The following is a 17,890-nucleotide window of genomic DNA, read 5'->3' as shown; positions in this document are numbered from 1 at the left end:
GCATATAAAAACTAGGTGCCCCAGGCGCCAGGAGACGAGATGAACCAGGCAACCAAAGTCGCCGGCGGCGCCGCCGCGGCGGCCCTGATGCTGGCATTGGCGAGCGGGCCATCGCGGGCGGCCGCACCCGCGCCGCCGGCCGAACCGCTGAAGGCGACGGTGTCGCACTGGTGGACTTCCGGCGGCGAGTCGGCCGCCATCCGCCAGTTCGCCGATGCCTTCAATGCCGCCGGCGGCAAGTGGATCGACCAGGCGGTGGCCGGCGCCGACCAGTCGCGCGCGTCGACCATCAACCGCATTGTTGGCGGCAACGCACCCGTGGCGGCCCAGTTCAACACGTCGCGCCAGTTCCGCGACATCGTCGACCAGGGCCTGTTGAACAATATCGACGACGTGGCCGCCCGGGGCAACTGGAACGCCATCCTGCCGCAGACCATCATCGACGTCATCCGCATCGACGGCCACTATTACGCCGCCCCCGTCGACATCCACATGCCGGCCTGGTTCTTCTATTCCAAGAAGGCCTTCGCCAGGGCCGGCATCAAGGAGGAGCCCAGGACGTGGGAGGACTTCCTCGCCACCCTGGACCGGCTCAAGGCCGCCGGCATCATCCCGCTGGCCTTCGGTGGCCAGGTGTGGCAGGAGAAGATCGTGTTCGACGCCGTCTTCGCCCAGGTGGGCGGACCCGAGCTGTACCTGAAGGTCTACCGCGACCGCGACCTGAACGCCATCCGTTCGCCCGCGTTCCGCAACGTGCTGGTGAACTTTCGCAAGCTGCGCGCCTACATCGACCCCGGTTCTCCCGGGCGCAACTGGAACGACGCGACGGCGCTGGTGGTGTCGAACCGGGCCGGCGTGCAGATCATGGGCGACTGGGCCAAGGGCGAGTTCTCCGCCGCCGGCCAGGTGGCCGGGCGCGAGTTCGGCTGCTTCCCCGGCTTCGGCCCGAAAGCACCGTACATGGTGGCGGGCGACGCCTTCGTCTTTCCGAAGACGGCCAAGCCGCACGTGGTAAAGGCGCAGAAGCTGCTGGCCACGGTGCTGACGTCGCCCGGCCCGCAGGCCGCCTTCAGCGCCCGCAAGGGCTCGATCCCGATCCGGCCGGACGTCGACACCAGCCAGCTCGATTTGTGCGCGCGCATGGGCATCGCCATCATGCAGGACCGCACGCGCCAGCTGCCCAATCCGGAGATGCTGCTGGAGCCCGACCTGAACGGCGCGCTGCAGGACGTGCTGACCAATTTCTGGAACCGCAAGCAGAGCCCGGAACAGGCGCAGCAGGCCTTCGCCCAGGCGATCCAGGACAACACGTGGTAGCCGCCGCCCGCACGCAGCGGGGCCGCGCCTCGACTGCCGCCTATCTTGCGCTGCTGCCGATGGCGCTGACCGTTGTCGGCGCCTATGTCTGCACCTTGCTGTGGACGGCCCGCGTATCCGTCAGCAGCGCGCGCATCTTCCCTACGGGCGACTTCGTCGGCCTGGGCCAGTACGAGCGGCTGTTCCGCAACGCCCGCTGGCTGCTGTCGCTGGAAAACCTGGCCATCTACGGCGCCGTCTTCATCATCGCGTGCCTCGTGCTGGGCTTCCTGCTGGCCGTCTTCATCGACCAGAAGGTGGTGGGCGAGGGCGCCTTGCGCACCGTGTTCCTGTATCCGTATGCGATGTCCTTCGTGGCGACGGGCCTCGTGTGGCAGTGGATACTGAATCCGGAACTGGGCATCCAGCGCGTGGTGCGCCAGCTCGGTTTCACGGATTTCACCTTCGACTGGATCGTCCACCAGGACAAGGCGCTGTACACCATCGTTCTGGCCACCGTGTGGCAGGCCTCCGGCCTCGTGATGGCGCTGCTGCTGTCGGGCCTGCGCGGCATCGACGAGGAGTTGTGGAAGGCCGCCCGCATCGACGGCATCCCCGTCTGGCGGGTCTACACCAGCATCGTGCTGCCGATGCTGTGGCCTTCGCTGTCCACCGCCTTCGTGCTGCTGTTCGTGATGGTCGTGAAACTGTTCGACGCCGTCGTCGCCATGACCCAGGGCGGCCCCGGCACGGCCACCGAGGTGCCGGCCAAGTTCATCATGGATTACCTGTTCGGCCGCGCCAATATCGGCCTGGCGTCGGCCGCGTCGATCGTGCTGCTGGCAACCGTGCTGGCGATCGTCGCCCCGCTGTACTACGCGCGCCTGAAGGCGCAGGCCAGGGGGGCGGCATGAAGCGCGACGCCATGCGCGAAATCGACCTGCCGCCCGTGCGGCGCCGCCCGCGCAGCCGTATCACACCGGCCCGCATCGGCGTCTATGCCTTCCTCGTCACGGCCGCCCTGTTCTTCCTCGTGCCGCTGTATGTCATGCTGGTGACGTCGGTGAAGCCGATGGACGAGATCCGGCTGGGGAATATCTTCGCGCTGCCCGTGTCGCCCACCCTGGCGCCGTGGCACAGCGCCTGGCAGGCCGCGTGCACGGGCCTGGAATGCGAAGGCATCCGCAGTGGTTTCTGGAACTCCGTGTGGATCACCTTTCCCAGCATGGTGCTGTCCATCGTCATCGGCGCCGTCAACGGCTACGCGCTGTCGTTCTGGCGGCCGCGCGGCGCCAACCTGCTGTTCGCGGTGCTGATGATGGGCGCCTTCGTGCCGGGGCAGGTGATGCTGTATCCGCTGGTGCGGGCGCTGGCGGCCGTGGAGCTGTACAGCTCCCTGCCTGGCATCGTGCTGGTGCACGTGATCTTCGGCATGCCGATGATGACCCTGTTGTTCCGCAATTACTACGCGGCGCTGCCGGAAGAGCTGTTCAAGGCGGCCCGAATCGACGGCGGCGGCTTCTGGCGCATCTTCTTCGAGCTGATGCTGCCCATGTCGACGCCCGTCATCGTCGTCGCCGCCATCATGCAGGTGACGAACATCTGGAACGACTTCCTGCTCGGTCTCGTGTTCGCGGGGTCCGACCACCTGCCGATGACGGTCCAGCTGAACAACATCATCAACACGACGACGGGCGAGCGGCTGTACAACGTCAACATGGCCGCCACCATCCTCACTTCGCTGGTGCCGCTGGCACTGTATTTCCTGTCCGGCCGCTGGTTCGTGCGCGGCATCGCGTCGGGCGCCGTCAAGGGTTAAAGGGTAAAGGTCAAACGTCATGTCGAATGTCTCCATCCGCAATCTGCAGATCCAGCTGGGCGCCAACAAGGTGATCGAATCGCTCGACCTGGAAGTGGGCGCGGGCGAATTCATCGTGCTGCTGGGCCCTTCCGGCTGTGGTAAATCCACGCTGCTGCACAGTATCGCGGGTCTGAACGACGCCAGCGGCGGCAGCATCGAAATCGGCGGGCGCGACATGACCTACGCCGATCCGAAGGACCGCGGCATCGCCCTCGTGTTCCAGTCGTATGCGTTGTACCCCACGATGAACGTTGAGAAAAACATGTCGTTCGGCCTGCGCATTGCCGGCACGCCGAAGGCGGAAATCGCCCGCCGCGTGGCCCGCGCCGCGGACATGCTGCAACTGGGGCCGCTGCTGCAGCGCAAACCGGCCCAGCTCTCCGGCGGCCAGCGCCAGCGCGTGGCCATCGGCCGCGCCATCGTGCGCGAGGCCGACGTCTTCCTGTTCGACGAACCGCTGTCGAACCTGGACGCCAAGCTGCGCACGGAACTGCGCCGCGAACTGAAGCAGCTGCACCGCCAGCTGCGGGCAACGATGATCTACGTGACGCACGACCAGGTCGAGGCCATGACCCTGGCCGACCGCATGGCTGTCATGAAGGGCGGCGTTATCCAGCAGTTCGACACGCCCGACGCCATCTACCGCAGGCCCGACAACCTGTTCGTCGCCACCTTCCTCGGCTCGCCCGGCATGAACCTGTTCAACGGCCGCATCGAAGCGCGCGACGGCCGCACGTGGTTCCGCAATGAACACCTGGCGCTCGACGTCTCCGGCTATGCCTTCCGCCAGCCCCCAGCCGACGGCCAGGCCTGCGTGCTGGGCGTGCGTCCGGAAGACGTCGACATCGACCCGGCCGGCCCGTGGCGCGGCAAGGTCACCTTGGTCGAAGCCATGGGCGCGCACCGCGTGCTGTGGCTGGATTTCCACGGCACCCAGGTCGCCGCCACCGTGCAGGACGAGGTCGATGGCGGCAGCTTCGCCATCCGTCCGGAACACGTGTCGCTGTTCGACCAGGCCACCACCCAGCGGCTGTAGTTGCGCGAACGTTGCCAGGAAAATGGGGACAGACCCCATTTTTCGGGCAACTTTCACCGTTCAAGCCGCGGTTGCGGCGCCCTGCGGCTTGCCCCGTGCCAGCAGTTCGGTAAAGCCGGCCGCGTCGATGTTCGAGCCGCACAGGATCAGGGCGACCCTTCTTCCCGCCAGCCTGCCGCGCAAGGGGCCCAGCATGCCGGCCGTGGCGACGGCCGCCGCCGGCTCGGCCACCAGCTTGACGTCGCGGAACAGGTGCAGCATGGCGGCGCAGATGTCGTCGTCCGACACGCGCACGATGTCGTCGACGAAGCGGCGGCACACGCCGAAGCTGTAGGGCAGCGTGTGCGGCGCGCCCAGGCTGTCGGCGACCGTGTCGACCCGGTCCAGCGTCGTCAATGCGCCCGATTGGAAGCTGCGGTACATCGCATCGGCGCCGAAGGGTTCCACGCCATACACGGCGCAGGCGGGATCGATCTGCTTGACGGCGGCGGCAATGCCCGCGCACAGGCCGCCGCCGCCGATCGGCACGATCACCGCGTCCAGCCCGGGCACCTGGTCCATCAGCTCCAGGCCGACGGTGGCCGTGCCCAGCGCCGTCAGCGGCCCTTCAAAGGGATGCAGCATGCTGCGGCCTTCGTCGATCTCGATCTGCCGGCCGCGCGCGAAGGCCTGGTACACGTCCGACGCCAGGAGCACTTCGGCGCCCAGCTCGCGGCAGGCGGCGATGCGCGCCGGGCTGGCGTGGCGCGGCATCACGACCTTGGCGCTGCAGCCGGCCAGCCGCGCCGTATAGGCCACGGCGACGGCATGGTTGCCGGCGCTGACGGCGACGATGCCGCGCCCGAGCGCCGAGTCATCGAGGGCTTCGATGCAGGCGAGGGCGCCGCGCAGCTTGAAGGTGCCGGTCTTTTGCAGCAGTTCGAGTTTCAGCCAGACTTCGGCGATGTCGCCGCATTGTTCGTCGACGATGCCGGTCTGCCAGCGCCAGACGGGTGTGTGCAGGATCTTGCCGGACAGGCGGGTGGCGGTGGCGCGGATCTGGTCCAGCGTCGGGTAAGCGGGTGCAGGGTGCATGACGGTCTTCCACGAATTCGAATGGGGAATGCCACGGCGGTGGCGTGCAGATGCGGGCGGGGCGCCGAGCACCGGCGCAGCCGCAGCTCAGCGACCCCGGCGAATTCGAATAATGGCGACGGCGGGAGAACGACGCGACTCGCGTGCGCGACCAGCGGCCACGGCAACAGCGCGGTGGCGGTGCAGGATGGTGGGCGTAAACGATGTCATACCGACAATCATGCCGAGAACGGGACCGTCTGGCAAGGGCTTTTGCGCCCGCCGCCGGAAAATTGCTTCGAAACAGGGGACTGTCCCCGGTTTTGCTGGGTTGCCACGCAACACCCGGGCGGCGCCTTGCGGTACAATGGCAGATTGGTTCAAACGTTCGTTGCCATAAAACTACCCAGACATGCAATCTCAGCCACTCTCCCGTATCACCAAGCCCGCCGCCGCCGCCACGGGCGTTCCCGCTTCCACGCCCGCCCCGAAGGTCGGTTTCGTTTCGCTCGGCTGCCCGAAGGCGCTGGTCGACTCGGAACAGATCCTCACGCAGCTGCGCGCGGAAGGGTACGAGACCGCCAAGTCGTATGACGGCGCCGACCTCGTCATCGTCAACACCTGCGGCTTCATCGACGCCGCCGTGCAGGAGTCGCTCGACGCGATCGGCGAGGCGCTGGCCGAGAACGGCAAGGTCATCGTCACGGGCTGCCTGGGCGCGAAGAAGGATGCCGACGGCAGTGACCTGATCCAGAAGGTCCACCCGAAGGTGCTGGCCGTCACGGGCCCGCATGCGCTGGCCGAAGTGATGGCATCGGTGCACCACCACCTGCCCAAGCCACACGAGCCCTTCATCGACCTGCTGCCGCCGCAGGGCGTCAAGCTCACGCCGAAGCACTATGCCTACCTGAAGATTTCGGAAGGCTGCAATCACCGCTGCTCGTTCTGCATCATTCCGTCGATGCGGGGCGACCTGGTGTCGCGCCCGATCGGCGAACTGATGATGGAAGCGGAGAACCTGTTCAAGTCCGGCGTCAAGGAACTGCTGGTGATCTCGCAGGACACGTCGGCCTACGGCATCGACGTCAAGTTCCGCTCCGGCTTCTGGAACGGCCGCCCCGTCAAGACGCACATGACGCAGCTGACGGAAGCGCTGGGCCAGCTGGCCGCGCAGTACGGCGCCTGGGTGCGCCTGCACTACGTCTACCCGTACCCGCACGTGGACGAGATCATCCCGATGATGAGCGGCGGCCACGTGCTGCCTTACCTAGACATCCCGATGCAGCACGCCCACCCGGAAGTGCTGAAGCGGATGAAGCGTCCTGCCTCGGGCGAGAAGAACCTGGAGCGCATCCTGAAGTGGCGCCAGATGAATCCCGACCTGACGATCCGCTCGACCTTCATCGCCGGCTTCCCGGGCGAGACGGAAGCGGAGTTCGAATACCTGCTGGACTTCCTGAAGGAAGCGCAGATCGACCGCCTGGGCTGCTTTGCCTACTCGCCCGTGGAAGGCGCGACGGCCAACGAGATCGCCAACCCCGTGCCGGAAGAGCTGCGCGAGGAGCGCCGTGGCCGCGTCATGCTGCTGCAGGAAGAGATTTCGAAGAAGCGCCTGCAGGCCAAGGTGGGCAAGACCGTCAAGGTGCTGATCGACGAGCTGACGCCAAGCGGCGCCGTGGGCCGCTCGGCCGCCGACGCGCCCGAGATCGACGGCGTGGTCTACGTCAAGAAGCCTTACGAGCCGCACAAGAAGCTGGCCGTCGGGCAGTTCTTCGACGTCGAGATCACCCGCGCCGACGCGCACGATTTATGGGGCGAGGCATAAGCCTCACCGCAGCGCGCTACAATGAAAGGCGGACCACCTGGTCCGCCTTTTTTTACGCCTCGACCATGACCGACAAAAAATCCCTGCAGACGGCACTCATCCACCACGACTACCAGGCGCCCGAAGGCTTCGGCGCCTTCCCGCCCGCCATCCACCACGCATCGACCGTGCTGTTCGAGAACGTGGCGGCGCTGCGCTCGGGCGACTGGAAGGACAAGAGCGGCTATACCTACGGCCTGCACGGCACGCCGACGACTTTTACCTTGGAAGCGCGCCTGGCCGCCATCGAAGGCGGCACGCACTGCCTGCTGGCACCCAGCGGGCTGGCGGCCATCGCCATGGTCGATTTCGCCCTGTTGAAGACGGGCGACGACATCCTCCTGCCCGACAATATCTACCACCCCAACCGCGTGCTGGGCAACTGGCTGCAGGAATCGATGGGCATCACGGCACGCTATTACGATCCCCTGGCCGGTGCCGGTATCGCTGAACTGATCCAGCCGAACACGAAGCTGATCTGGACCGAGGCGCCCGGCTCGGTGTCGATGGAGGTGCCGGACCTGCCGGCCATCTGCGCCGCCGCCCGCGCGAAGGGCGTCGTCGTCGCGCTGGACAATACCTGGTCGGCCGGCATCGCGCTGCGCGCCTTCGAGCTGGGTGTCGACATCGTCGTGCAGGCGCTGACTAAATACCAGTCCGGCGGCGCCGACGTGCTGATGGGCGCCGTCATCTCGAGCGACGACTCGCTGCATGAAAGGCTGTCTGCCTCGCATATGCGCCTGGGCCTGGGCGTGGGCGCGGACGACGCCTACCTCGTCATGCGCGGCCTGCCGACCCTGAAGCTGCGCTTCGACGCGCACGATGCAGGCGCGCGCACGGTGGCTGCGTGGCTGAAAGCCAGGCCGGAGATCGTGCGGGTGCTGCACCCGGCATTCCCCGACTGCCCCGGCCACGAGACGTGGCGGCGCGACTTCACCGGCGCCGGCGGCCTGTTCTCCGTGCTGTTCGACGAGCGTTATTCGGAAGCGCAGACCGACCGCTTCGTCGACAGCCTGACCTTGTTCAAGATCGGCTACAGCTGGGGAGGACCGAACAGCCTGTGCGTGCCATACCGGATGGCGGGCATGCGCCGCGACTGGAACACGGATGGCGGCGCCGGCGGCACGCTGGTGCGCTTCAATATCGGCCTGGAAGACCCACGGGACCTGATCGCGGATATCGAAGCGGCGTTGGCGACCCTGGCCGATTGAGCAAACCTATGTGAGGGATTGGACAATACAATCGCCGCCGTGGCTGGCCTTTCGCCTGCACGGGTGCTTAAATGACAAGTGACAAGGAGAGTGAACCGATGTTGACCAGGGCCTGAAACATTTCAAGGAGGAGTTATGCAAGCTTCCCGTCTGGCTGTTGCCGCAGCACTTGCCGTGTTACCGACACTCGTGTGGACCCAGGACGGCAAGCCCAAGCCGCCGCCTGCGGCGCAGCCGACCAGCTACATGAAGGTCGACATCACCGAACCCTTCGAAGTGACCATGGAGCGCATGCGCGCGGCCCGGCCCATCGTGCAGAAACGCCAGCAGGACCTGCTGGCCCAGCGCTACGACCTGACCAACCGGCCGGCACCCGGGGTGACGATGTTCCGCGGTAAGCCCGTGCAGGAAGGCGTGCGGGTGCGCCTGCCGAAAGGCGTGACGTGGCAGGAGCTGGCCGCGCTCAGTCCCGACGACATCCGCAACCGCGACCTGTTCCCGGCCGGCTTCCTGCCGTTGCCCCACCCGAACCATCCCGAAGGCGGCATGCTGTTCCCCCAGTTTCACATCGATGAAATCTTGCGCCAGGAAGGGCGCGACCTGAACCGCTTCGACCTGGCTTTCGACCTGCCGGACCACGTACTGCCGGAATTTCCCGCGCCGATCTTCCTGACCACCCACCCCGAGCTGGGCGACGTCTCGAAGGGCAAGCTGCTCACCATCGACAATTTCTTCGGTATTTTCAACGGCCCGCTGAACCCCAAGCAGCTTGAAGGCCTGCGCCTGTTGCTGACGCCTTTCCCCCAGCAGCAGTTCAACCAGACCGAGGACCGCCGCTCCGTCAAGCCCAGCCGGGGCGTCAGCTGCTTCGAGTGCCATGCCAATGGCCATACGAATGCGTCGACCCACCTGGTCGGCGATATCCGGCCGCAGGAGCTGCGCCACCGCATCGACACGCCGTCGCTGCGGGGCGTGAACATCCAGCGCCTGTTCGGTTCGCAGCGGGCCTTGAAGACGGTGGAGGACTTCACGGAGTTCGAGCAGCGCGCGGCCTACTTCGACGGCGATCCCGTCATCGCGACGAAAAAAGGCGTCAACGTGCTGGAACGGGCCAGCCAGGTGCATTTCATGGGCGAGTTCCAGGCCTTGCTGGACTTCCCGCCGGCGCCGAAGCTGAACGTGTACGGCAAGCTCGATCCGAAGAAGGCAACGCCCCAGGAGCTGCGCGGCGAGGCCGTCTTCAACGGCAAGGGCCAGTGCGTCAGCTGCCACGCGGCGCCGTACTACACGGATAACCTGATGCACAACCTGAAGACGGAGCGCTTCTACAAGACGAAGATGGTGAACGGCATGAAGGCCGTCGGCGATGGCCCCATCAAGACCTTCCCCCTGCGCGGCATCAAGGAGTCGCCCCCCTACCTGCACGACGGGCGGCTGCTGACCCTGGAGGATACGGTGGAGTTCTTCAACCTGGTGCTGGAGACGAAGCTGACGGAGACGGAGAAGAGCGACCTGGTGGCGTTCCTGCGAGTGTTGTAGCGGGTATCCGGCCGGGCTGTTCGGCCGGGGCGCTGCCCCGGCCATCCCATCAGCGCGAATAGCCCACCGGCTCGTTGGGACTCAACGCGACAAAGCCTCGGATCAGGCGGTAAGCCTTCCAGAGCCAATCGTCCACTTTCAGATCAGCGCGAATAGCCCACCGGCTCGTTGGCACTCAAGGCAACGAAGCCTCGGATCAGGCGGTAAGCTTTCCAGAGCCAATCGTCCACTTTCAGATCAGCGCGAATAGCCCACCGGCTCGTTGGGACTCAAGGCAACAAAGCCTCGGATCAGGCGGTAAGCTTTCCAGAGCCAATCGTCCACTTTCAGATCAGCGCGAATAGCCCACCGGCTCGTTGGCACTCAAGGCAACGAAGCCTCGGATCAGGCGGTAAGCTTTCCAGAGCCAATCGTCCACTTTCAGATCAGCGCGAATAGCCCACCAGCTCGTTGGCACTCAAGGCAACGAAGCCTCGGATCAGGCGGTAAGCTTTCCAGAGCCAATCGTCCACTTTCAGATCAGCGCGAATAGCCCACCGGCTCGTTGGCACTCAAGGCAACGAAGCCACGGATCAGGCGATAGGCCTTCCAGAGCCAATCGTCCACTTTCAGATCAGCGCGAATAGCCCACCGGCTCGTTGGCACTCAACGCAACGAAGCCTCGGATCAGGCGGTAAGCTTTCCACAGCCAATCGTCCACTTTCAGATCAGCGCGAATAGCCCACCGGCTCGTTGGCACTCAACGCAACGAAGCCTCGGATCAGGCGGTAAGCTTTCCAGAGCCAGGCGCCGCACCAGATGACGTACGCCAGCGGAATGCCGATCAAGGTGATGAACAGCGCGCCGCCCACGATCATCCACACCGCATACCACCAGAACGAACGGATCTGCCAGCCGTGGTGGCTGTGCACGAAGGTGCCTTCCGTTTCCGGCCGCTTCACGTAGTTGATGATGAGCGGGATGAAGGAAAACAGGCCGAGCGACAGCAGAAAGCTGGCCGCGTGGGCCACGTACAGCCACCATGCCCAGTTCTTCGCGGAGTCGGTCCGCGCGTCGAAAACAAGTTCCTGAGCCATATGCACTCCCGAGTCAAAGTAGGCATATAGTATAGCGATTTTGCCAAGACTCGCGCACCCCTTGCAACTTGCCCGGGACTTTTACCTCAGCCGCCGCTGGACGAGAACTCGGCTGCCGCCTTCGCGGCCCACAGGGCTTCCTGCTGCGAAGGGTAGGGTTCCTCGTAACCGTCGAGGGCGCCGTCCTCGCCGACAAACCAGACGGACCAGCCGTCCGCGTCGGGGCGGATGGCGATATCGTCGGCATGGCACACGGCCAGGATGTCCTCGCCCTGGTCCAGGGTGACGATGCGGGTGCGGCGGTGCGTGATGGTGGTGGACATGGCGGACTCCTTATCTCGGCGGTGGCAGTGACGGGTACTGGCGCAGGTAGGCCAGCAGGTTGGCGATCTGGCGCTCGTCGCCGATGCCCCAGAAGCGCATCTTCGTGCCCGGCACCATGTCGTCCGGGTCGCGCAGGAAGCGCGCCAGGGTGGCGTCGTTCCACACGATGCCGGACTGTTTCAGCGCGGGTGAATACGCGTAGCCCGCCGAGGTGCCGGCGCGGCGCCCCATCACGCCGTTCAGGTCCGGCCCGAATACGGCACGGGCCGACGGACCCACCTGGTGGCAGGAGGCGCACTTCCTGAACGCGGCTGCACCGGCGACGGGGTCGCCCGGTGACGCCGCATTGGCGGTGGCAGTCATCATCGACAGCAGCAGGGTGATGCTCTTCAGGCGGTTCGCACGGATCATTGCCGCATTATAGGCAATGCGTGTGCGACGCGGCGCCGCCCGCGCTGTTACAGTCGGGTTTTCAATACGTCACGTATCCATGAATACCAATCGACTCGCCACCAATGTCAAGAGCCTGGGCGCCTGGCTGCTGGTCACGTTCATCGCCGCCGCCCTCGGCGCCTGGGCCTCGCGCGACGCGCCGGCCTTCTATGCCGCCCTCGTGAAACCCGACTGGGCACCGCCGGCCGGCGTGTTCGGCCCCGTGTGGACGGTGCTGTACCTGATGATGGCCATCGCAGCCTGGCTCGTATGGAAGGTGCGGGGCTTCTCGACGGCGCCGCGCACCTTGACCCTGTACCTGGTGCAGCTGGCGGCCAATGCCCTGTGGAGCTGGCTGTTCTTCGGCTGGCACCTGGGCGCCGCCGCGTTCTACGAGGTGCTGGTCCTGTGGTTGCTGGTGCTCGCCACGGTCGTCACGTTCTGGCGCGCGCGACGCCTGGCCGGGGCGCTGATGCTGCCTTACCTGGCCTGGGTGTCGTTCGCCACGGCGCTCACTTTCGCCGTCTGGCAGCGCAATCCGCAACTGCTGGGCTGATCCGTCGCGCCGGTGCAGGCGCTTGCCCGGGGGACGCCGGGTCCGCTATGCTGTCGTTCCCACGAAGAAGGAGATCGCATGAGCGGACCGCTGGCAGGCATCAAGGTGATTGAAATCGGCGCACTGATCGCGGCGCCGTTCGCGGCGCGGCTGATGGCCGAATTCGGCGCGGAGGTCATCAAGGTCGAGGCGCCCGGCGACGGCGACCCGCTGCGCAAATGGCGCAAGCTGCACAACGGTACCTCGCTGTGGTGGTATCTGCAGTCGCGCAACAAGCAGTCCATTTCGCTGGACCTGAAGTCGCCCGAGGCCGTCGCCATCGTCAAGCGCCTGGCCCAGGATGCGGACGTGCTGATCGAGAACCTGAAGCCGGGCGCGCTGGAAAAGCTGGGCCTGGGCTGGGACGTGCTGCATGCGCTCAATCCGAAGCTGACGCTGGTGCGCATTTCCGGCTACGGCCAGACGGGGCCCTACAAGGACCGTCCCGGCTTCGGCGCCATCGGCGAGGCCATGGGCGGCATCCGCCATACCACCGGCGAGGCGGGCGGCGTGCCGGCCCGCGTCGGTGTCAGCCTGGGCGACTCGCTGGCGTCGCTGCACGCGGTGATGGGCGCCCTGATGGCCGTGCTGCGGGTGAAGACAGGGCAGGGCGACGGCCAGGTCGTCGATGTGTCGCTGGTCGAAAGCGTCTTCAACCTGATGGAAAGCCTTGTGCCCGAATACGACCTGCTGGGTCACGTGCGCGAACGCAGCGGCGGCGCGCTGCCCGGCATCGCCCCATCGAACACCTATCCCACGCGGGACGGCGCCTATGTCGTCATCGCCGGCAACAGCAACCCGATCTACAAGCGGCTGATGGCCGTCATCGGGCGGCCGGACCTGGCCGACGACCCACGGTTCGCGCAGAACGACGGCCGCGCCGCCCAGGCGGCGCTGATCGACGGGGCGATTGCCGGCTGGACGACGCGCCACGGAATCGACGACGTGCTGGCGGCGTTGCAGGCGGCCGACGTGCCGGCCGGGCGCATCTACTCCGTCGCCGACATCGTCGCCGACCCCCACTACCAGGCGCGGGACATGATCCTGCAAAGCGAGCTGCCTGACGGCGTCAAGGTGAAGATGCCCGGCATCGTGCCGAAGCTGTCCGACACGCCGGGCGCCGTGCGCTGGCAGGGACCGATGCTGGGCGAGCACACGGATGCCGTGCTGGCGCGGCTGGGCATGACGGCCGGCGAGATCGCGCGGTTGAGGGAGCGCGGCGTGGTGCAGTGAGCGTGCTTGAGCCCGTACTCAGGCCAGCAGGTTCAGGATGCCATCGAGTCCGACGAAATTGAGCGCGACCGTGGCCTGTTCGCGCACCACCGGCTTGGCCCGGAACGCCACCGACATGCCGGCAATCGCCATCATCTTCAGGTCGTTGGCGCCGTCGCCCATAACGATGGCCTCCAGCGGCGAAATGCCCAGGCCCGCGCACACGTGTTCGACGGCGGCGCGCTTGCCTTCGGCGTCGACGATATCGCCCAGCACCTTGCCGGTCAGTTTGCCGTCGACGATTTCCAGCTGGTTGGCCAGCGTGTAGTCCAGCCCCAGGCGGGTCTTCAGGCGGTCCGTGAAGTAGGTGAAGCCGCCCGAGACGAGCAAGGTCTTCAGCCCGGCGGCCTGCACGGCCGCCAGCATCCGCTCGGCGCCCGGCGACAGGCGCAGCCGCTCTTCATAGACGCGCTCCAGCGCGGCAGCATCCAGGCCTTCGAGCAGGGCGACGCGGCGGCGCAGGCTTTCGGCGAAATCGAGCTCGCCCCGCATGGCCGCCTCCGTGATGGCGGCGACCTGGGGTTTCAGGCCCTGCATGTCGGCGATTTCGTCGATGCACTCGATGGTGATCAGGGTCGAATCCATGTCCATCGCCACCAGGCGGAACTCGTTCAGGTGGCGGATGCCCATCATGTAGGTGGCGTCCAGCTGGGCAGCGTGGGCCGCCACTTCGATGGTCTGGCGCAGCGCGGGCGAGAAGGCGATGCCTTCGCAGCGCAGGGCCGTGCTGGAAATGCGCGTCACGCCTTGCGGCGCCGTCAGCGCGGCGATGCGCTCCAGGCGCGGCATGCAGTCGTCCAGGCCCTGCAGGACCAGGTTCATCGTGAAATCTTTGGCGTTGTTCATCAGGGCAGCAGTTGTTTGATCGCGGTTTTGATCTGGGCCACGCGGGACGGCAGGTCCGGCATGCTGGCGGTGATCTTCAGTTTGTCCTGTCCATTGAGCTTGATGTGGCGGTTCTTCTGGATCAGGGTGATGATGCGCATCGGGTCGATGGGCGGTTTCGGCATGAACTGCAGGTTCGCTGCTTCGCCATGGGCATCGATTTTAACAATTCCCACCGTCTTTGCGGCAATTCGCAGGCGGTGGGTTTCCACCAGCGCCTTGGCCGGCTCGGGCAGTTTGCCGAAACGGTCGATCAGTTCTTCCTGCAGGCCGTCCACCGCTTCCTGCGTCGAGCAGTTGGCCAGGCGCTTGTAGATCGACAGCCGCTCGTGCACGTCGCCGCAGAAGTCGGCCGGCAGCAGGGCCGGCACGTGCAGGTTGATTTCCGTCGTCGTCGCCAGCGGCGCGGCCAGGTCCGGCTCCTTGCCCGCCTTCAGCGCGCGCACGGCTTCGTTGAGCATGTCCGTGTACAGCTGGAAGCCCACTTCCAGCATTTCGCCGGACTGGCTTTCGCCCAGCACTTCGCCGGCCCCGCGGATTTCCAGGTCGTGCATGGCCAGGTAGAAGCCGCTGCCCAGTTCTTCCATCTGCTGGATGGCGTCGAGCCGGCGCTGCGCCTGCTTCGTCAGGGTCTGCACATCCGTCACGAGCAGGTAGGCATAGGCCTGGTGGTGCGAGCGCCCGACCCGGCCGCGCAGCTGGTGCAGCTGGGCCAGGCCGAACTTGTCGGCCCGGTGCATGATAATGGTGTTCGCCGTCGGCACGTCGATGCCCGTCTCGATGATGGTGGTGCACAGCAGGATGTTGTAGCGCTGGGCGACGAAGTCGCGCATCACCTTTTCCAGGTCGCGCTCGTGCATCTGGCCGTGCGCGACGGCGATGCGCGCCTCCGGCAGCAGGGCCGTCAGCTGGGCCATGCGGTTCTGGATGGTGTCGACCTCGTTGTGCAGGAAGTACACCTGGCCGCCACGTTTCAGTTCGCGCAGCACGGCCTCGCGGATGATCGACTCGCCTTCGCTGCGCACGAAGGTCTTGATGGCCAGGCGCTTCTGCGGCGCCGTGGCGATGACGGAAAAGTCGCGCAGGCCTTCCAGGGCCATGCCCAGGGTGCGGGGAATCGGCGTGGCTGTCAGGGTCAGCACGTCCACCTCGGCCCGCAAGGACTTCAATGCCTCCTTCTGGCGCACGCCGAAGCGGTGCTCCTCGTCGATGATGACCAGGCCCAGACGCGTGAATTTGACGTCCTCCGACAGCAGCTTGTGCGTGCCGATGACGATGTCGAGGGTGCCGTCCGCCATGCCCTTGATCGCAGTGTTGATCTCCTTGCCGGTACGGAAGCGCGACATCTCGGCGATGCGCACGGGCCAGTCGGCAAAGCGGTCGGCGAAGGTCTGGGCGTGCTGCTCGGCCAGCAGGGTGGTGGGGGCCAGGATGGCGACCTGCTTGCCGCCCATTACGGCGATGAAGGCGGCGCGCAGGGCCACCTCGGTCTTGCCGAAGCCGACGTCGCCGCACACCAGGCGGTCCATCGGCTTGCCGGACGTCATGTCGCGGATGACATTGTTGATGGCCTCGGCCTGGTCGGGCGTTTCCTCGAAGCCGAAGCTTTCGGCGAAACGTTCGTAATCATGCGACGAGTATTCGAAGGCGTGGCCCTGGCGCGCGGCGCGGCGGGCGTACAGGTTGAGCAGCTCGGCCGCCGTGTCGCGCACCTGCTCGGCCGCCTTCCTTTTCGCCTTTTCCCACTGGCCCGAGCCGAGCGAATGCAGCGGCGCGTCTTCCGGCGCGCCGCCCGAGTAGCGCGAGATCACGTGCAGCTGCGAGACGGGCACGTACAGCTTCGTGTCCTTGGCGTATTCCAGGTGCAGGAACTCGGTCTCGCCTTCGCCCAGGTCCATGCTGGTCAGGCCCATGTAGCGCCCGATGCCGTGGTTGATGTGGACGATGGGGTCGCCAATCTTCAGCTCCGACAGGTCGCGCACCATCGACTCGACCTGCGTGACAGCTTCCTGCTTCTTCTTGCCCACGCGCCGGCCCGTGCCGGCATACAGCTCCGTCTCCGTGATGAACACGAGGGGCTGGCTAGCCAGCAGCTCGAAGCCGGCCTGCAGCGGCGCCACGCCCAGTGCCAGCGGCGCGTTCGACGCGAGGAAGCCTTCGTAGCCTTCCACCAGGGCCGGCTGCAGGCCGAACTCGCCGAAATACTGCTGCAAGGTTTCGCGCCGGCCGTTCGAGTCGGCGCAGATCATCACGCGCCGGCCCGGCTGCATCAGGTAGGCCCGCAGGTTCGTCAGCGGGTCGTCCAGATGGCGGTTGACGGCGATGTTGGGGATCGGCGCCGACAGCTCGGAGGGCGCGCCATCGAGGTCGCGGCTGACCGCCACCCGCGCGTGCAGCTTGGCGCACGTGAAGAAGGCCTCGTCGCGCAGGAAGATCGATTCGGGCGGCAGCAGCGGGCGCTCGCGGTCGGCCTTGAGGAAGCGGTAGCGCGATTCCGTGTCGGACCAGAAGCGGCGAATGGCTCCCTCGATGTCGCCCAGCATGGCCAGGGCCGCGCCTTCCGGCAGGTAGTCGAACAGCGTGGCCGTCTCTTCGAAGAACAGGGGCAGGTAGTACTCGATACCGGCCGAGGCGATGCCGCTGCTGATGTCCTTGTAGACCACGGCGCGCGACGGATCGCCCTCGAAGGTCTCGCGCCAGCGGCTGCGGAAAGTGGTGCGGGCCGCTTCGTCCATGGGGAATTCGCGGCCCGGCAGCAGGCGCACTTCGCGCACGGGGTACAGCGAGCGCTGGGTGTCGGCGTCGAAGGTGCGGATGGTTTCGATGGTGTCGCCGAACAGGTCGAGCCGGTACGGCAGCGCGGAGCCCATCGGGAACAGGTCGATCAGGCCGCCCCGCACGGAGTATTCGCCCGGCGACATCACCTGCGTCACGTGGCTGTAGCCGGCCAGGGTCAGCTGCGCCTTCAGCGCCGCTTCGTCGAGCGACTCGCCCTGCTTGAAGAAGAAGGTGTAGGCCGCCAGGAACGACGGCGGTGCCATGCGCACCAGCGCCGTGGTGGCCGGCACGATCATCACGTCGCACTGGCCGCTGCGGATTTCGTGCAGCGTGGCCAGGCGCTCGGACACCAGGTCCTGGTGCGGGGAGAAAGCGTCGTAGGGCAGCGTTTCCCAGTCCGGCAGCAGGTGGCAGCGCAGTTGCGGCGCGAACCAGGCGATTTCGTCGAGCAGGCGCTGGCCGTCGCTGGCCTGCGCCACGATCACGGCCAGCATCTGGCCCCGCGCCGTCAGTTCCTGCGCGGCCTGGGCCAGCGCCCACGCATCGGACGAACCGTACAGGGACGGCAGCAGGAACCGGTTACCGGGCTTGGGGAGGACTTTTTTCAGGTCGAAAGGCATGCAGGCGAAGCGGCAGACGAAGGCGGTAGACGGGCGCCGCAGGGGGCG

General features: G+C 66.3%; 15 protein-coding genes. 9 read left to right on the top strand and 6 right to left on the bottom strand.

Going from position 1 to position 17,890, the window contains the following annotated elements; all coding sequences use genetic code 11:
- The first annotated feature begins 39 nt into the window (after positions 1–39).
- Genes GM672_RS10860 through GM672_RS10845 form a run of 4 tightly spaced genes read left to right on the top strand, consistent with a single transcriptional unit; the run spans position 40 to position 4,193 of the window.
- Entirely contained in the window at positions 40–1,317 is a 1,278-nt protein-coding gene (locus GM672_RS10860) for an ABC transporter substrate-binding protein (protein WP_155470549.1), read from the top strand.
- A gap of 59 nt (positions 1,318–1,376) precedes the next feature.
- Complete coding sequence (locus tag GM672_RS10855; protein WP_155470562.1) at positions 1,377–2,210, top strand: carbohydrate ABC transporter permease; 834 nt, start codon at positions 1,377–1,379, stop codon at positions 2,208–2,210.
- 11 nt (positions 2,211–2,221) lie between these two features.
- Positions 2,222–3,115 (top strand): carbohydrate ABC transporter permease, encoded by an 894-nt coding sequence (locus GM672_RS10850; RefSeq protein ID WP_188916020.1) that lies wholly within the window; start codon positions 2,222–2,224, stop codon positions 3,113–3,115.
- Positions 3,116–3,134: 19 nt separating this feature from the next.
- Positions 3,135–4,193, top strand: coding sequence for an ABC transporter ATP-binding protein (locus tag GM672_RS10845; RefSeq protein ID WP_155470547.1), 1,059 nt, complete (start codon positions 3,135–3,137; stop codon positions 4,191–4,193).
- Positions 4,194–4,253: 60 nt separating this feature from the next.
- On the opposite strand, the gene GM672_RS10840 is transcribed toward GM672_RS10845, so the two are convergent.
- Entirely contained in the window at positions 4,254–5,267 is a 1,014-nt protein-coding gene (locus tag GM672_RS10840) for a threonine ammonia-lyase (RefSeq protein WP_155470546.1), read from the bottom strand.
- Positions 5,268–5,658: 391 nt separating this feature from the next.
- On the opposite strand from GM672_RS10840, the gene rimO reads away from it, so the two are divergent.
- The 3 genes from rimO (at position 5,659) to GM672_RS10825 (ending at position 9,860) form a co-directional block, all read left to right on the top strand.
- Positions 5,659–7,071, top strand: a complete 1,413-nt coding sequence (rimO, locus tag GM672_RS10835) for a 30S ribosomal protein S12 methylthiotransferase RimO (RefSeq protein WP_155470545.1) — start codon at positions 5,659–5,661, stop codon at positions 7,069–7,071.
- 65 nt (positions 7,072–7,136) lie between these two features.
- Positions 7,137–8,321, top strand: coding sequence for a cystathionine beta-lyase (locus GM672_RS10830; protein ID WP_155470544.1), 1,185 nt, complete (start codon positions 7,137–7,139; stop codon positions 8,319–8,321).
- A gap of 135 nt (positions 8,322–8,456) precedes the next feature.
- On the top strand, positions 8,457–9,860 hold the full coding sequence (locus GM672_RS10825; protein ID WP_155470543.1) for a cytochrome B6: 1,404 nt from the start codon (positions 8,457–8,459) through the stop codon (positions 9,858–9,860).
- A 707-nt stretch (positions 9,861–10,567) separates the two neighbouring features.
- On the opposite strand, the gene GM672_RS10820 is transcribed toward GM672_RS10825, so the two are convergent.
- The 3 genes from GM672_RS10820 to GM672_RS10810 all read right to left on the bottom strand — a co-directional run bounded on the left by GM672_RS10820 (position 10,568) and on the right by GM672_RS10810 (position 11,671).
- Positions 10,568–10,936 (bottom strand): DUF4870 family protein, encoded by a 369-nt coding sequence (locus GM672_RS10820; RefSeq protein ID WP_155470542.1) that lies wholly within the window; start codon positions 10,934–10,936, stop codon positions 10,568–10,570.
- 86 nt (positions 10,937–11,022) lie between these two features.
- Positions 11,023–11,259, bottom strand: a complete 237-nt coding sequence (locus GM672_RS10815) for a hypothetical protein (RefSeq protein ID WP_155470541.1) — start codon at positions 11,257–11,259, stop codon at positions 11,023–11,025.
- Between the two features lie 10 nt (positions 11,260–11,269).
- Positions 11,270–11,671: a c-type cytochrome gene (locus GM672_RS10810; protein WP_188916015.1), complete on the bottom strand. Its 402-nt coding sequence runs from the start codon at positions 11,669–11,671 to the stop codon at positions 11,270–11,272.
- A gap of 79 nt (positions 11,672–11,750) precedes the next feature.
- Here GM672_RS10810 and GM672_RS10805 point away from each other — a divergent pair, with 79 nt between their 5' ends.
- A complete protein-coding gene (locus tag GM672_RS10805; protein WP_155470540.1) occupies positions 11,751–12,248 on the top strand; it encodes a TspO/MBR family protein in 498 nt (165 codons plus the stop codon).
- 78 nt (positions 12,249–12,326) lie between these two features.
- Positions 12,327–13,520, top strand: coding sequence for a CaiB/BaiF CoA transferase family protein (locus tag GM672_RS10800; protein ID WP_155470539.1), 1,194 nt, complete (start codon positions 12,327–12,329; stop codon positions 13,518–13,520).
- Positions 13,521–13,538: 18 nt separating this feature from the next.
- On the opposite strand, the gene serB is transcribed toward GM672_RS10800, so the two are convergent.
- Positions 13,539–14,381, bottom strand: coding sequence for a phosphoserine phosphatase SerB (serB, locus tag GM672_RS10795; protein WP_155470560.1), 843 nt, complete (start codon positions 14,379–14,381; stop codon positions 13,539–13,541).
- Positions 14,382–14,404: 23 nt separating this feature from the next.
- Positions 14,405–17,842 (bottom strand): transcription-repair coupling factor, encoded by a 3,438-nt coding sequence (mfd, locus tag GM672_RS10790; protein ID WP_155470538.1) that lies wholly within the window; start codon positions 17,840–17,842, stop codon positions 14,405–14,407.
- Positions 17,843–17,890 lie beyond the last annotated feature (48 nt).

Origin of the sequence: Pseudoduganella buxea, from assembly GCF_009720835.1 — a bacterium.
Classification (GTDB): domain Bacteria; phylum Pseudomonadota; class Gammaproteobacteria; order Burkholderiales; family Burkholderiaceae_D; genus Rugamonas; species Rugamonas buxea.
The sequence above is the reverse complement of the archived record's forward strand: the minus strand, read 5'-3'. Positions and strand labels throughout refer to the sequence as shown.